At 66.1% G+C, this 12881-nt stretch carries 25 protein-coding genes; 24 read left to right on the top strand and 1 reads right to left on the bottom strand.

What is annotated here, in order from left to right:
- Nucleotides 1-5 precede the first annotated feature (5 nt).
- The 10 genes from AC1DX8_RS19495 to AC1DX8_RS19450 all read left to right on the top strand — a co-directional run bounded on the left by AC1DX8_RS19495 (nt 6) and on the right by AC1DX8_RS19450 (nt 6558).
- Nucleotides 6-593, top strand: coding sequence for a peptidoglycan recognition protein family protein (locus AC1DX8_RS19495; RefSeq protein ID WP_477631611.1), 588 nt, complete (start codon nt 6-8; stop codon nt 591-593).
- The gene (locus AC1DX8_RS19490) at nt 593-865 is read left to right on the top strand and encodes a hypothetical protein (RefSeq protein WP_477631610.1); all 273 of its coding nucleotides are present in this window, start codon (nt 593-595) and stop codon (nt 863-865) included. The genes AC1DX8_RS19495 and AC1DX8_RS19490 overlap by 1 nt, the downstream gene beginning before the upstream one ends.
- A 7-nt stretch (nt 866-872) precedes the next feature.
- The gene (locus AC1DX8_RS19485) at nt 873-1202 is read left to right on the top strand and encodes a hypothetical protein (protein WP_477631609.1); all 330 of its coding nucleotides are present in this window, start codon (nt 873-875) and stop codon (nt 1200-1202) included.
- A 9-nt stretch (nt 1203-1211) separates the two neighbouring features.
- Nucleotides 1212-1361, top strand: coding sequence for a hypothetical protein (locus tag AC1DX8_RS19480; RefSeq protein ID WP_477631608.1), 150 nt, complete (start codon nt 1212-1214; stop codon nt 1359-1361).
- A complete protein-coding gene (locus AC1DX8_RS19475; RefSeq protein ID WP_477631607.1) occupies nt 1358-1732 on the top strand; it encodes a phage tail fiber protein in 375 nt (124 codons plus the stop codon). The genes AC1DX8_RS19480 and AC1DX8_RS19475 overlap by 4 nt, the downstream gene beginning before the upstream one ends.
- Before the next feature lie 2 nt (nt 1733-1734).
- Entirely contained in the window at nt 1735-3048 is a 1314-nt protein-coding gene (locus AC1DX8_RS19470) for a hypothetical protein (protein WP_477631606.1), read from the top strand.
- Nucleotides 3048-3764, top strand: a complete 717-nt coding sequence (locus AC1DX8_RS19465) for a hypothetical protein (protein ID WP_477631605.1) — start codon at nt 3048-3050, stop codon at nt 3762-3764. Before AC1DX8_RS19470 ends, AC1DX8_RS19465 begins: the two co-directional genes overlap by 1 nt.
- 9 nt (nt 3765-3773) lie before the next feature.
- Nucleotides 3774-4217 (top strand): hypothetical protein, encoded by a 444-nt coding sequence (locus tag AC1DX8_RS19460; protein WP_477631604.1) that lies wholly within the window; start codon nt 3774-3776, stop codon nt 4215-4217.
- Between the two features lie 3 nt (nt 4218-4220).
- Nucleotides 4221-5087 carry a hypothetical protein gene (locus AC1DX8_RS19455; protein ID WP_477631603.1) on the top strand — a complete coding sequence of 289 codons (867 nt, stop codon included), beginning with the start codon at nt 4221-4223 and terminating at the stop codon, nt 5085-5087.
- 295 nt (nt 5088-5382) lie between these two features.
- Entirely contained in the window at nt 5383-6558 is a 1176-nt protein-coding gene (locus AC1DX8_RS19450) for a tyrosine-type recombinase/integrase (protein WP_477631602.1), read from the top strand.
- A gap of 308 nt (nt 6559-6866) precedes the next feature.
- Here AC1DX8_RS19450 and AC1DX8_RS19445 read toward each other — a convergent pair whose 3' ends face one another.
- Nucleotides 6867-7217 (bottom strand): helix-turn-helix domain-containing protein, encoded by a 351-nt coding sequence (locus AC1DX8_RS19445; RefSeq protein WP_477631601.1) that lies wholly within the window; start codon nt 7215-7217, stop codon nt 6867-6869.
- 141 nt (nt 7218-7358) lie between these two features.
- Here AC1DX8_RS19445 and AC1DX8_RS19440 point away from each other — a divergent pair, with 141 nt between their 5' ends.
- From AC1DX8_RS19440 to AC1DX8_RS19375, 14 genes are all read left to right on the top strand, one after another.
- The gene (locus tag AC1DX8_RS19440; RefSeq protein ID WP_477631600.1) at nt 7359-7577 is read left to right on the top strand and encodes a helix-turn-helix domain-containing protein; all 219 of its coding nucleotides are present in this window, start codon (nt 7359-7361) and stop codon (nt 7575-7577) included.
- Nucleotides 7574-7774, top strand: coding sequence for a helix-turn-helix domain-containing protein (locus AC1DX8_RS19435; RefSeq protein ID WP_477631599.1), 201 nt, complete (start codon nt 7574-7576; stop codon nt 7772-7774). The genes AC1DX8_RS19440 and AC1DX8_RS19435 overlap by 4 nt, the downstream gene beginning before the upstream one ends.
- 650 nt (nt 7775-8424) lie before the next feature.
- The gene (locus tag AC1DX8_RS19430; RefSeq protein WP_477631598.1) at nt 8425-8688 is read left to right on the top strand and encodes a hypothetical protein; all 264 of its coding nucleotides are present in this window, start codon (nt 8425-8427) and stop codon (nt 8686-8688) included.
- A 117-nt stretch (nt 8689-8805) separates the two neighbouring features.
- Nucleotides 8806-8982, top strand: coding sequence for a hypothetical protein (locus AC1DX8_RS19425; protein ID WP_477631597.1), 177 nt, complete (start codon nt 8806-8808; stop codon nt 8980-8982).
- Nucleotides 8979-9176: a hypothetical protein gene (locus tag AC1DX8_RS19420; protein ID WP_477631596.1), complete on the top strand. Its 198-nt coding sequence runs from the start codon at nt 8979-8981 to the stop codon at nt 9174-9176. The genes AC1DX8_RS19425 and AC1DX8_RS19420 overlap by 4 nt, the downstream gene beginning before the upstream one ends.
- On the top strand, nt 9173-9406 hold the full coding sequence (locus tag AC1DX8_RS19415) for a hypothetical protein (protein ID WP_477631595.1): 234 nt from the start codon (nt 9173-9175) through the stop codon (nt 9404-9406). Before AC1DX8_RS19420 ends, AC1DX8_RS19415 begins: the two co-directional genes overlap by 4 nt.
- A gap of 83 nt (nt 9407-9489) precedes the next feature.
- The gene (locus AC1DX8_RS19410; protein WP_477631594.1) at nt 9490-9702 is read left to right on the top strand and encodes a hypothetical protein; all 213 of its coding nucleotides are present in this window, start codon (nt 9490-9492) and stop codon (nt 9700-9702) included.
- Nucleotides 9699-10430: a DNA cytosine methyltransferase gene (locus AC1DX8_RS19405; RefSeq protein WP_477631593.1), complete on the top strand. Its 732-nt coding sequence runs from the start codon at nt 9699-9701 to the stop codon at nt 10428-10430. Before AC1DX8_RS19410 ends, AC1DX8_RS19405 begins: the two co-directional genes overlap by 4 nt.
- Nucleotides 10430-10555: a hypothetical protein gene (locus AC1DX8_RS19400; protein WP_477631592.1), complete on the top strand. Its 126-nt coding sequence runs from the start codon at nt 10430-10432 to the stop codon at nt 10553-10555. The genes AC1DX8_RS19405 and AC1DX8_RS19400 overlap by 1 nt, the downstream gene beginning before the upstream one ends.
- A complete protein-coding gene (locus AC1DX8_RS19395; RefSeq protein WP_477631591.1) occupies nt 10552-11235 on the top strand; it encodes a lambda exonuclease family protein in 684 nt (227 codons plus the stop codon). The genes AC1DX8_RS19400 and AC1DX8_RS19395 overlap by 4 nt, the downstream gene beginning before the upstream one ends.
- A 23-nt stretch (nt 11236-11258) precedes the next feature.
- Nucleotides 11259-11588 (top strand): hypothetical protein, encoded by a 330-nt coding sequence (locus AC1DX8_RS19390; protein ID WP_477631590.1) that lies wholly within the window; start codon nt 11259-11261, stop codon nt 11586-11588.
- A gap of 2 nt (nt 11589-11590) precedes the next feature.
- A complete protein-coding gene (locus AC1DX8_RS19385) occupies nt 11591-12130 on the top strand; it encodes a hypothetical protein (protein WP_477631589.1) in 540 nt (179 codons plus the stop codon).
- A gap of 195 nt (nt 12131-12325) precedes the next feature.
- Nucleotides 12326-12598 carry a GIY-YIG nuclease family protein gene (locus AC1DX8_RS19380; protein WP_477631588.1) on the top strand — a complete coding sequence of 91 codons (273 nt, stop codon included), beginning with the start codon at nt 12326-12328 and terminating at the stop codon, nt 12596-12598.
- A 14-nt stretch (nt 12599-12612) separates the two neighbouring features.
- Nucleotides 12613-12881: hypothetical protein (locus tag AC1DX8_RS19375; protein WP_477631587.1), on the top strand; the 269-nt coding region annotated here is incomplete at its 3' end.

Raw genomic sequence — 12881 nt, 5'->3', positions numbered from 1 at the left:
TGCCTGTGTCGAACGGGTCCCTGTTCGCGTACTTCAACGGGCTCACGTCACCGGGCCGGAAGTTCTGCACCGCGTGGATCGCGAAGGACGGGTCGAGTGAGCAGTACACGACCTTGGACATGAAGTCGTGGGCGCAGGGCGCGGGTAACGGCGACTACTGGTCGTTCGAGGTTGAGGGCATGCCGGGTGAGCCCATGACGGACGCGCAACTGGACACCCTCGCGACGTGGCACAAGTTCCTCGGCGTGGCTGACCGCATCGCCACCGCACCGGGCCAGCAGGGCATCGGCACCCACCAGATGGGTGGGGCCGCGTGGGGTGGGCATTCCTGCCCCGGCACCATCCGCACCGCACAACTCCCGCAGATCCTCACCCGCACCACCGTAGGAGACGACATGACCCCCGCTCAGGAAGCAAAGCTCGACTACGTCGAGGCGCAGTGCAAGGACATCGCGGGCCGCGTCAATGCTGGCAACGCCGCTCTGAAGGCATTGGCCGCGTCGCTGGACCCGACCGTGCGCGCCGCCGTCGAGGCCGCGCTCGCGACCAACTACGACGCCACCGTGACTCTCACCCCGAAGGGCGGCAACTGATGCGCAACCTCAAGTCCCTGTGGGTGATCCTGCAGAACGAACCCATCCTGACGCGCGCCGTGGTCGGTGCGGGTGTGGTGCTGCTGACCCAGTTCGGTCTCCCCATCAGTGACGGGCAGGCCACCGCTGTTGACGTGTTCGTGGGTGCGGTCCTCGCGCTTGGTGCCCGGAACAGTGTGACCCCGGTCGACCCGGCCCCCCGCGCCGACTCGCCGACCATTCTTGGCAAGGCCCTCACCGGGGCCAAGCGCGCCATCCTCGGCAAAGCCTGACACCCCAATGCCTGAGGTTGTGCCGCCCAAGGAACGGGCGGTCTACCGGCTAACACGAGCGTCCCTCGTCTGGATCGTCGCAGCCATCCTCCTCGTCCCCTACGAAATCATGTGCGTCGCCCGCGGCGTAGACGGTGGCCCACTAACGCACGTCGTGAAATGGGCTTACGGGCCGGAACACACCGCCCGGTGGTGGCTCCTCGGATTCGCAAACACCGGGTTCCTCGCGTGGCTGCTCCCTCACTTCCTGTTCGAAGGGTGGGGTTTGCGGTCCCTGCTCATCCTCGTCGGCCTTGGCCTGCTCGTCGGGCTCGCCGGATACCTCATCACCAAATAGGGAGACCCGATGGCAGAGCAGCAGTTGTTCGCCATGACCGTCACCGCCACCGCTGAAGTGCGCGACGCAGACGGCAACCTCATCTCAACCTCCCCCGTGGAACTGACGGGCACCCTCACCGCGGCGCAGGTCGCAGAACTCACAGGAGAGACGCCATGACTGTTGGTGCTGCGGCTTCGGTCGCTAATGGTTGGCTTGACGGCACGTTCGCCACGGCGACGTGTTGGGCGAAGCTGCACACTGCTGACCCTGGCGCTGCGGGTGCGACTGCCGCTGCCGTTGGGGACGCTACCCGCAAGCAGTGCACGATGGCTGCGGCGTCGGGTGGTGCGAAGGCGATGACCGGCACGGCTGGCCCGTGGACCAACGGTGGCACGTCGGAGACCATCTCCCACATCTCCCTGTGGACGGCCTCGAGCGCCGGCACGTTCAACCTGTCCGGCGCGCTCACGGCCTCGCAGGCGTGGGTCAACACGAACACGTTGACGCTGAACACCCTCAGCATTTCCATCACGCCCATCGCGGCATAGTCGTGGACGTCCTCGCGCTGCAGTCGGATGGGTCGTTCGCGGCGACCCCGCTGCCCGAGCCCGTGCCCGGTCCTGCTGGTCCGCAGGGGCCAGCAGGTGTCGATGGCGCGAACGGTGCGCCAGGAGTTGACGGGCTCCCCGGACCCAAGGGTGACGCTGGGGCGACCGGCCTCACCGGTCCACAGGGGCCGCAGGGCGTCAAGGGCGACACTGGGGCCACAGGGCCTGCCGGACCTCAGGGGCCTGCAGGTTCGGGGGCGTCCGCTAAGACGCTGTTCAACTCCCTCGGCGCCGACGACACTGCACGCTTCACCGAGCTCGTGCGCCGCTACAGCACCGGGTGGAAGGGTGAGGTCGAGTTCGAGGCACGCAACCACAACTGCCCCATCCAGATCCCGACCTATGCCGCGATGCGGTGGGTCGGGACAGCCACGCCAGCGCGGGAGTACGGCACGGGCACGGTCATCACCTACACCGGGGCGGCGGGCACGTCACTGTTCAGCCTGTACACCGGCAACACGTCTTACGGCTACCCCAGTGGTGGCATCACCCGCGACTGCGGCTTCGTCGGCATCCAGTTCAACGCTGGGAATGACCGCGACTTCCTGCCCCCGGCACCGTCCACCACGTTCAACGCGAACTACACGCAGTGGTATTGGAACTTCCACAACTGTGGGTGGAACGGGTGGAAGCGCATCGCCTACGGGTGGGGTGACGGGTTCTCCATCAGTGGGGCCGTGCATTGGCAGGCGGGTGCACAAACCCTGTACACGATGGGCGGCGCGGAGAACCACCTGTTCGGCGACGGGTCCCTCGTCGACTCCGCGAACGCCACCTGGATGACACTGGACCAGCCGTTCGTGGAGTGGTCGAACTCCAAGTCCATCATCGGCGCGTGCATGATCTCCGCCCGCCGCCAGTCCTACCAGCTGAAGGTCACGTACGGGCACAACTCCCGCTGCATCGGCACCATGTTCGATGCACCCGACTCGGACCCCACCGCGGGCTTCCAGGTGCGGTTCATCGGGTCGGCCACGAACTTCGGGTTCCAGTCCTGCTCCTTCAAGGGCGGCAGCGGCATCCAAGCACAGAACGGTGCAACGGAGATCGTCGTGGACGGGTGCCACTTCGCGAACAACCGCGGGTTGGCGCGCCTCGAGTCCGCGTTCACTGGGGTTCTGCTGTGGGGCCTCAACACCTACGGCAACTGCCCGCGCGTGATCGAGGTCGCACGCCTCAACCAGGTCGTGTGCACCGACCCGCGCGTCACTATCAAGGACTTGGCGGGTAACGTCCTGCGCGCCGCGACGGCCTGATGGGTTACAAGGCCAACACCGCGGAGGGCGGCTCGAACACCACCGCGGCCACGACCGGCAACACGGGTGGCGTGTCGGGTGACGCGTTCGCCGCAGTCACCCCCGGCGCGGGTGGCGCGATCACGTTCTCGTCCACGCAGAAGGCCCACGGGTCCCTGTCCTACGCCCACACCCCCGCCTCGGGGGTCATCTGCTTCATGCAGATGAACGACGCGTCCAGCTCGCTCAGCTTCTCCGTGCGGACGTACGTCTACCTCACCGGCTACCCGTCGTCAGAGACCATCTTCATCAACGTCCAAACCGTGGCGGGCGCCACAGTGGGTCGCCTGCACCTGACGACCACGGGCGCACTGAAGGTCGTCAACTCGGCCGGCGCCGCATCCGCCACGTTCACCAACGTCATGTCGCTCAACACCCTGTACCGGATCAGTCTCACCGGCACGGTCAACGCCACCACCGGCACCATGACCGCCAAGCTCTACGCGGGCGACTCGGCCACCCCGATCGAGACCCAGGCGCCGACCGGGGTCAACACCGGCTCCACCGCTGCGGGCCGCGTCATCTACGGCAAGTTCACCGCCACCGGAACCATGACGGTCCACTACTTCGACGACATCGCGCAGGACATGGAATCCGCCGTCGAGATCGGCCCCGTGCAGCAGCCCCACCCACCCGCCATCACGCGCCTCGCGGTCACCCGTGCAGCGACCTACTGAGGAGACCCGATGACCGTCCAATACGTCACCACCACCGGCAGCGTGGCACTCACCGCGGCCACCGCGAAGACCGTCGTCGAGGTGTCCACCACCGCGAACGTGCCGTGCGAGTGGGTCGCGGTCGAGATCACCTTCGACGGCGTCACCCCCACCGCGGTCCCCGTGCGGGTCGACTTCTGCACCTACGCAGCCACCGGCACCGGCACCACCTACACGCCGAAGAAGCTGGGCCAGGCTGTTGGCACCGCGCAGTCCACGGCGAAGATCAACGACACCGTGGAGCCGACCACGCCCGTCATCCTGTTCTCCTGGTTCGTGCCGCCCACCTCGGGCATCGTCTACCAGTGGCCCCTCGGTCGCGAGCTGTTCCAGAACGTGTCGACAGTGCAAGGCATCCGCCTCACCGCACCGGCCGGCGTGAACGCCATCGTCAACTTGACTACCGAGGAGTAGCAGGTGGCCCTTCTCGGGAGGGCGTTCCCGGCTCACTCCCGGTTCGTGCGGCCGGTCGCGTCGGCCACGGGTGGCGCGCTGACGGGTGACTCATCCTCGGCACTGTCGGTCGCGTCCGCATCGACAGGCGTCGTCGGCACCGTCGCCGCAGTCACTGTGGCGCTCGCCATCGGTGTCACCGCCTCCGCGACCGTCGGCAAGGCTGCCGACACGACTGCGCCACTCACGGTCGGCACCACGGCCACGGCCACCGTCGGCGACGTCGCGGCCCTGTCACCCGCGCTCACGGTTGGTACGTCCTCGACTGCGACGGTGGGGACCGGCTCAGGCTCCAGCCCGGCGCTCGGCATCACCACGTCCGCGAGCGCGACCCGTGCCACGTTCGGCGACGTCGCGGCACCCCTGGCCGTCGGCGTCACGGCCACGGCCACCGTCACGTCCGTGGGTGGCATCAACGCGACCGCCCCTCTCTCGATCACGGTCACCACGACGGCCATCCGTGGCCTGACGGGCGCTGCATCCATACCGCTCAGCGTTGCGGCCACCTCTGCGGCAACGGTCGGGGTCGGCGCCGGCACCACACCAGCCCTCGCGGTCGGGTCATCCTCGAGCGCGACCCGCGGTGTCAGCTCAACCGTAACGGCACCCCTAGGCGTCACGACCGTGGCCACCGCCACCGTCACAGGCTCAGGTGGTCCCGTCGTGCGGATCACCTCGCTCGAGGTGGGCGCGCTCGGCGCCGGCAAGGTCACGGTCACCCCGCAGGCCGGGTCCGTCACGGTCGGCACCCCTGGCGGGTCCGTGGCCCTCACTAGCAGCTCCACGACTGTCACCGTGACGCCTAAGACCTCCGCCCTGTCCATCACGTAGCAACTCCCTGCACGGAGCAGCGCCCCTCACCCTTCGGGGTGGGGGGCGCTTTCTCGCGCCTGAGGGGGTTAGGCGTATGGACGAGTGTACACGTACACACACAGACGTGTAAAGGGGTGGTGAAACGAGGTCATACGGATACCGCTCCGGCACGTTTGTGCAGGTCAGGGCGTTGCACCTCAGGTCACGACCAAATGGTTACGCGAGTTCGATTCTCGTCACCCGCTCCGCACGAATCGCACGCTTCCCGAGAGGCATATACACAACACGTACACAACCGCGCTACGCTGAGCACATGCCAACGCCCAAGGAGTACGTCGCCACCGACGGCGCGCGGTCCTGGCGTGTGCGGTTCCGGCTCGGGCAGCGGGCCACCTCAGAGACGTTCCACACCAAAGCTGCCGCTGACCTGTTCTGCCGCGAAGTAGAAGCCTACGGAGCCGCCCGCGCCGTCGCCGAACGCGCACGACGAGACCACGCCTCCGACGAGTACGTGCCCACCCTGGCCGAGTGGTACATCAAAGCCATGACCGAGCTCAAGACCGGGATCACCGAAGGCACCCGCGCCGACTACGACAAGATCGCCGGCCGCGTCATGCTGCCCATGCTCGGCACGTACCACCTCGACCAGATCGACCGAGCCGCTGACGCCGCGTTCATCAAACGCCTCGAAACCACGCCCCGCCTCAACAACCGCGGCAACCCCTCGGGTGGGTTCCTGTCACCCAAGACGATCCGGCAACACCACGGGCTGCTGTCGGACCTGCTGAACATGGCCGTGGTCGAGCAGGTCATCCCCACCAACCCGTGCCGGGGTGCGCGCCTCCCGAGGGCGGGGGAGCAGAACGCCGAAGACGCAAGGTTCCTCACCCACCCCGAATGGGTCGCGATCTACGAAGCTTTGCCCGAGAAGCAGCGTGCGTTGCCGTTCTTCCTCGTCGGCACCGGCCTCCGCTGGTCCGAAGCCACAGCCCTGCAGGTGCGGCACGTCAACCTCGATATGGGCACCGTGCGCGTCGTGCAAGCGTGGAAGAAGCCCAAGAAGGGCGGCACCAGGCAGCTCGGCCCACCGAAGTCCCCGAAGTCGCGCCGCACCGTCATGCTCGCCGCTCAAGTCGTCGAAGCACTCCGGCCCCTCATCGAAGGCCAACCGCCCGACCAGTGGGTGTTCCGCGCATCCCGCGGCGGCACCATCTGGGGGTCGTCCTACCACTACCGGGTGTGGGCGCCCGCCTGCGCGAAAGCCCAGGTAGAACCCCGCCCCAGGTTGCACGACCTGCGGCACACCCACGCGTCATGGCTCATCGAGCAAGGCGCCACCCTCGAGCAGGTACAGGACCAACTCGGGCACGAGTCAATCCTGACCACGCGCAAGGTCTATGGGAGCCTGCAGCCGGCCATGCGGGCCAAGTTGCAGGCCGCCGCGACCGCCGCACTGGCGTGGGAGACGGCCCCGCAGATCGAGGGCTAGGCGGCCTCGGTTTCCCGTTCGTCGACTGGCATCAGTGGGCATGCGCGCGCTTGCTTACAGGGGCAGGGTTCGCCTGTCGCGTCTTCGATGAAGTCCTGCATGGCCTGTGCGCGCTCTCGCGTGAACAGAATCTCACACCCGTAGGTCATGGCCGCTTGTCCCCTGCTTGGCGGGCCGCACCCCCGTTGGGTGCGTCCGATGCTAACGACCCTAAACGCACCCACCGACAAGGCTACGAGACCTTTGCTCCCGCTTTACTGTTACTTGTCGGTAATGGCCGTTTGGCGGAGTGAACAAACGTTGAACCCTTACTCGCCGACCTCGCCCGATGAGGCGTAACGCTCGATGAGGAACTTCGCCAGCTCCCGTTCGATCTGGGCGCGCTGCCGCGGCCTGGCCATGAGGAACTCGCCCACGAACACCATCACGAGGTCAACGTCGTCGGGATAGGCCGACGCGGGCGCCGCCTGTAGGTCCGCGATCCCCAGCGCGTCAAGGACCGCCTTCATGTTGCCGGGGCGGACCGGCTTGTCGTTCTCGATCGCACTGACGGTGTTGGGTGCAACCCCGGCCAGTTCCGCGAGATTTGCGGCAGTCAGGCCCCTTGTTTTGCGGGTGTCCCTGACGCGAGCGCCTATGCCCATCGGGTTGGTAGTCATGCGCTGATCCTTTCCTGACCTGCGGTTTCGCACAACCTTCGCAGGTCCGGCAACTTCCCGCATGGGCGAAAGTACCTAGGTTTCCCACCTAGAGTTGCGTGGGGGCTTGCGAAATAGTTGCGTAACGTCTAACTTGTACCCATGTCCAACGCAACTAGCGATCAAGAAGCCACGGGGGCAACGCTCCGGGCCATGAGACTCCTGGCGGGGGTTTCGCAGACGGAACTTGCGAAGGTGTTGGGCGTTTCGTCCGGGCACCTCTCCCACGTCGAAGCCGGTAAGCGGGCGCTGACACGCGACCTGCTCCACAAGGCGGCAACGCACATCGCCAACGTGACGAAGGGCGAGGCGGCGGCGTGAAACTCACAGTCCCCGAAGTCGCGACCCGCCTGCGCTGCAACCACAACACCGTCCGCAAGCTCATCAACACGCCAGGTGGCATCCGCGCCGCCAAAGTCGCCGGCCGGTGGCTCGTGGACGAAGACGACCTCACCACCTACGAGGACGCCCAAGCCAACAGGCCCAAGCCCCGTCAACGTCGCCGACGCGCGGCCTGAACAACCCCCACAGATCGAAGCGCCCTCCCGCGCTGGCACGCATTGGGAGGGCCACTACAAGAATCGAGTGTCCCATGAATGACAGCACCACCACCAGCACCTATCAGGGTCGTCATCGTGACGTGTCTGAGACGGCGCGTTGGATCAATGTGTTGAAGGAGCTGGGTCCGGAGTCGGTTGCGTTGCATGACGCGTACGAGCCTCGGCACTCGGCTGGCGACCTCCGCGGGTGGGTGTCGGCATGAGCACCCCTCCTCCCGAGACGTTCTCGCTCCCTGTCATCGTGTGCCCGTCTTGCGGTCACGGCATAGACCCTCATGGCATCGACCCTGGCGGTCGCTGTGGGGTGGGGGATGAGCGGGCTGTGCCGTGTGAGTGCATGTGGCAGCCCAACGACATCGCCGCAACCCTGCTGGGGGTGTCGGCATGAACCGCCTCGCTGTTGTGATGGTCGTGGCTGCTGCGTCTTTGGCTGTGGCAACCCCGGCGTTTGCGTCGAAGGGTCACGACAAGCCGTCTGTTTGTCACCCGACGGGCAAGGGCTGGGTCCTCATCAACCCGTCGCAGGCCAGCTCGCACATTGACGAGCGGACGGGCGCACCGAAGCACGAACACTCGGGGCGCGTGGACGTGTACGCCGTGGCGGGCGTGTGCCCGTCTGTTCCTTCACCGACCAGCACAGGGAGCCCGACATCAACGCCGACGACCAGCCCGACGAGACCGACTACTACCACTGGGTCCAGTCCTACGCCGAAGCCGTCGCCCGACACTTCGACGACCCGGCCCCCCTCCTCCGCAGCCACGCCGCCGGTCTCGACATCCACGCCGCCAGCCTCGACCAACGCGCCGCACGCATCCGTGAGTTCGCCCAAGCGTTCCGTGACGCAGCCGAGTTCGACCGTCGCACCACCTGAGGAGCTCGCGTTTACGGGGTTCAACTGGGTGGTCGTGTTCGCTGCTGGGCTGCTGCTCCTGGTGGGTGGGTTGTTCCACGCGGCTGGTCGTGTCGCACGCAAGGGAGGTGCACACCGATGAGCGCCGAGTACGTGGCAGAGATTCTTGCTGACTACATCGCTAGCAGGCAGGACGGCGACGTCTTGGACGAGGCGTGCGAGGACGTGCGGTCTGGCGGCTTCTTCTTCGATGCGTACGTCAAGGGCAACCAGTACGAGGTGCTGGTCACGCAGATCAACGGCGGTGCGTCATGACCTACACCCCCGCGTCCCTGGAAGCGATCTTTGACCAGGTTGTGGACCTTGTCGTTGAGTGGCACGAAGCCGACCGTTGGGCCGACAACTGCCCAAAGTCGGAGCGTGAGGATGCGCGCGGGCTATCTGACGAACGCAAAGACACCGTGCTCCAATTTCTCGCGCAGCTGCTACCCGCGGCGGTGGAGTCATGAGCGACAGCTGGGACGGACTGAGGCAGACGCGCAACCTCGTCGCACAGGCGACGTTCATCATGCCGAGCGGAAGGGTGCGCGCTGTCGCACTGACGAAGCGCCAACTGCTGGAACTGCTCGGGGATGCGGCACACGCGCTCGCGAAGATCGAGCGGGCCGAGCAGATGAACCGCGACCGTGACGAAGCAATCCGAGCCGCACATGAGGAGTTCGGCGGCGGTGCGTCATGACTCTCGTCCTTGTCCTCGCTGCCGGTATCGCCTTCACCATCTGGCGCATCCAACGCGCCACCCCCAGCGCCCGTCCCGAACCCGTGACGTTCACCGTGGTTCGGGACGGGTCAACCACCTGCAACGAACGGCACCCCCACTACTACAGGCGGGCGTTCGCTGACATGTGGCGGTGCGTCAACTGCGGCCACCTCCAACCCGTCACCAACCGTGACGTCGCCGAAGAAGCCGCCACCGAACTCCGCGGCGAACTCGGAGCCATCGAAGCCTTCGCAAACGGGGAGGCCGGCGCATGAACCGACCCAAGCTCCTCGACCTGTTCGCCTGCGAGGGTGGCGCGTCCGTCGGCTACCAGCGCGCAGGCTGGGATGTGTTCGCTGTCGACCTCGACAAGAACAGGCTCAAGCACAACCCGGCACCACACAAGGTCGCCGACGCAATCGACTTCGTCACCCGCTACGCCCACGACTTCGACGCCATCCACGCGTCGCCGCCGTGCCAGGGCTACAGCCGCGGCAACGCAGGCAAGGAAACCTCGTGGCCGAAGCTCATCCCTGAGGTACGCGAAGTCCTCGAAGGGACGGGCATCCCCTACGTCATTGAGAACGTGGCCGACGCCGCGTGGGACATGCGAAACCCGACCCGACTCTGTGGCTGCATGTTCGACCTGTCCACCATCGACACCGACGGTCTGCGCATTCACCTTCAGCGCCCGCGCCTGTTCGAGACGAACTGGGAGCTAACCGCCCCGCGACGGTGTGAAGGCGAGGGCCGGCCGCGTTGGGAGCACCCGTCTCACGAGTGGGTGGCCGGCGCGTACGGCGGCGCGCGACGCGACAAGTACGAAGCCAAGTACATCCGCAAGGGCGGGTACGTGCCGCCATCCAAGGACGTCGTGAAGGCGCTCCTTGGGGTCGAGCACGACATGACCTGGAACGGCCTGTTCGAGTGCCTGCCGCCCGCGTACACCGCGCACATCGGGCGCCAACTCCTGGCCCACATCGAAAGCGAGCGTGCCGCCTGATGTCCACCTATGCCGAGCGTCATGCGGAAGCCCTTGAGGAGTTGCGCCGCGAACTCAACTGCATCGGGTGCCGACTCGGAATCTGCACCCTTCCCCACGACGACGAAACCGAGGACGACCAATGACCCTGCACACCTTCCCCAACCTCGAGCAGGGCACGGATGAGTGGTTGGACGTGCGCCGGGGGATGTTGACCGCGTCCGTCATCGGGCAACTCATCACCCCCCAAACCGTCAAGCCCGCATCGAACGACAAGACCCGCGCGCTCATCGCGCAGCTCGCATCCGAACGAATCACCGGCCAGTCGGACGACGTGTTCGTGAACAGCGACATGATGCGCGGCACCCTGCACGAACCCGTTGCGCGCGAACGATACGCCGAAGTCAACGGGGTCGACGTGGATCAGGTCGGGTTCCTTGTGTGCGACGACTACGGGTTCCGACTCGGCGCATCACCCGACGGGTTGATCGGCGACGACGGCGGCCTCGAGATCAAGTGCCCGCGCCCGAAGACCCACATCCAAACCATCCTCAGCGGCGAGGTGCCGGCCTACAACATGGCCCAGGTGCAGACCTGCCTGCTCGTAACCGGGCGCGCCTGGTGGGACTTCGTGTCCTTCTGCGCCGGCCTCCCCATGTGGACGAAACGCGTTCTCCCCGACCCGAAGTGGCGCGACTCCATCATCACCGCAGCCACCAACGCCGACCACGCAATCACCTCAATGGTCGCCCAGTGGGAACGCGCCACCGCCGACCTCCCCACAACCGAATACATCCCCGACGACCTTGCAGAGGCGATCTTCTAATGGCCTACGGAGACGATCCATCCGTGCACCGCATCCGTCAGGGACGGTTCGTGTGCACGGCTGACAACGCCGCGCCCTGTCACAACTACCCCACTTGCGACTGTGAGATCTGGGACGACGAGACCCACTTCGAGCACGCCGAGCAGGGCCACGAGTCGAATACCCATAGCGAGTGCTGGTTCGTGCCCTGGATGGAAGCAGTCGACCTGTACGACTCCTACACGCCCGAGTCGATCGTCTACGACGACCGCGACTTCCCAGACGGCCCAGTCACATTCGACTTCGACTTCGACTGCCTCGGATGGAAATACGCAGACACCCACACGCAGCCCACCCTCCCGATCGGAAGCTGAACATGTCCGACATCACCCACACCCTCGCCCCCAACAGCGACCAGATCGACGCCATCGACCTCCACCACAGCGGCCCGCGCACCTTCACCGTTCAGCGCGTCGTCGTCAACAAGTCCGACCAGCCCGTCAACATCCACCTCCACGAGATCGACCGCGTCTACCGGCCCTCGAAGAACATGCGACGCGTCCTCGCCGACGCGTGGGGCATCGACTCGGCAGAGTGGGCCGAGCACAGCCTCACCCTCTACTGCGACCCCGAAGTCATGTTCGGTCGCGACAAGACGGGCGGGGTGCGGATCTCCCACGTCAGCCACATCGACGGCCCAGTCAACGTGCCCATCATCGTGAGCCGCGGCAAGTCGGCCGTGTGGACCGTGAAGCCTCTCGCCGCCAAGCCTGCCGCACCGACCGAGGCTGACGTGCAGGCCAGCACCGACACCGACCTGCTGCGCTCATGGTGGTCGGCGCACCCGCACCTCCAAGACGCCATCAAAACCCGCGTCGACCTGCTCAAGGCGACCGAGGTGACCCCCAATGTGTGAATCCCCACTAGGCGCAATCGTTCCCATGAGCGGATCGGTCGCAGCCCGACTCGACAGTTGCCCCTCATGCGACGCCAACACTGAGGTCCCGTTCGGCGCATTCAAGCCCCCATCGGGTGGACTCGTCGCCCTGTACAAGTGCACCGACTGCGGACACCGCTGGCACACCTCATGGGCCAAGGAGTCGGCTGCCTGATGGGAACCCATTACTACTCCGACATGGTGAACCAGAGGACGTGCGTCTACCGCGCGTATATCGGAGACCATCTCGCTTACATCGGGCTCTCGCTCAACCCCGACGGCCGATTCGCCGCGCACTCATGGCGCAAGCCTTGGTGGAAGCAGGTAACGCGCATCGAGATGCAGTGGTTCGAGGGTCGCGAAGCCGCCAAAACTGAGGAGCGCGCGGCCATAGCCAACGAGGCCCCCCTCTACAACGTCGTTCGCCCAAAGGCGGTGCGCGTCTAGTGCCCTGGTTCATGGTGGATGACAAGCTTCACAGCCACAAGAAGGCCGTGCGCGCAGGCGTGCAGGCGATGGGCCTTTGGGTGCTCGCCGGCTCATGGTCCGCGGACCACCTGACGGACGGGTTCGTGCCCGACTTCATCGCCCAGCGCATCGACCCCGATGCCGACATGCACGCGGCCGAGCTGGTTACTGCCGGCCTGTGGTCTGTCGCTGAGAAGGGCGACGACAACGGTTGGGCGTTCCACGAGTGGGAGGGGTTTCAGCCCACGAAGGAGGCCGTTTT

This window comes from Pedococcus sp. P2_A3 (genome assembly GCF_056405035.1).
This window is presented reverse-complemented; position numbering and strand designations above follow the sequence as displayed.

Bases quoted from the DNA above. Each gene is read 5' to 3' on its own strand.
- AC1DX8_RS19450 (WP_477631602.1), top strand. From the start codon at position 5,383: ATGCCAACGCCCAAGGAGTACGTCGCCACCGACGGCGCGCGGTCCTGG.
- AC1DX8_RS19400 (WP_477631592.1), top strand. From the start codon at position 10,430: ATGTCCACCTATGCCGAGCGTCATGCGGAAGCCCTTGAGGAGTTGCGC.
- AC1DX8_RS19445 (WP_477631601.1), bottom strand. From the start codon at position 7,217: ATGACTACCAACCCGATGGGCATAGGCGCTCGCGTCAGGGACACCCGC.
- AC1DX8_RS19460 (WP_477631604.1), top strand. From the start codon at position 3,774: ATGACCGTCCAATACGTCACCACCACCGGCAGCGTGGCACTCACCGCG.
- AC1DX8_RS19490 (WP_477631610.1), top strand. From the start codon at position 593: ATGCGCAACCTCAAGTCCCTGTGGGTGATCCTGCAGAACGAACCCATC.
- AC1DX8_RS19420 (WP_477631596.1), top strand. From the start codon at position 8,979: ATGACCTACACCCCCGCGTCCCTGGAAGCGATCTTTGACCAGGTTGTG.
- AC1DX8_RS19480 (WP_477631608.1), top strand. From the start codon at position 1,212: ATGGCAGAGCAGCAGTTGTTCGCCATGACCGTCACCGCCACCGCTGAA.
- AC1DX8_RS19475 (WP_477631607.1), top strand. From the start codon at position 1,358: ATGACTGTTGGTGCTGCGGCTTCGGTCGCTAATGGTTGGCTTGACGGC.
- AC1DX8_RS19405 (WP_477631593.1), top strand. From the start codon at position 9,699: ATGAACCGACCCAAGCTCCTCGACCTGTTCGCCTGCGAGGGTGGCGCG.
- AC1DX8_RS19415 (WP_477631595.1), top strand. From the start codon at position 9,173: ATGAGCGACAGCTGGGACGGACTGAGGCAGACGCGCAACCTCGTCGCA.
- AC1DX8_RS19425 (WP_477631597.1), top strand. From the start codon at position 8,806: ATGAGCGCCGAGTACGTGGCAGAGATTCTTGCTGACTACATCGCTAGC.
- AC1DX8_RS19380 (WP_477631588.1), top strand. From the start codon at position 12,326: ATGGGAACCCATTACTACTCCGACATGGTGAACCAGAGGACGTGCGTC.
- AC1DX8_RS19440 (WP_477631600.1), top strand. From the start codon at position 7,359: ATGTCCAACGCAACTAGCGATCAAGAAGCCACGGGGGCAACGCTCCGG.
- AC1DX8_RS19395 (WP_477631591.1), top strand. From the start codon at position 10,552: ATGACCCTGCACACCTTCCCCAACCTCGAGCAGGGCACGGATGAGTGG.
- AC1DX8_RS19385 (WP_477631589.1), top strand. From the start codon at position 11,591: ATGTCCGACATCACCCACACCCTCGCCCCCAACAGCGACCAGATCGAC.
- AC1DX8_RS19485 (WP_477631609.1), top strand. From the start codon at position 873: ATGCCTGAGGTTGTGCCGCCCAAGGAACGGGCGGTCTACCGGCTAACA.
- AC1DX8_RS19465 (WP_477631605.1), top strand. From the start codon at position 3,048: ATGGGTTACAAGGCCAACACCGCGGAGGGCGGCTCGAACACCACCGCG.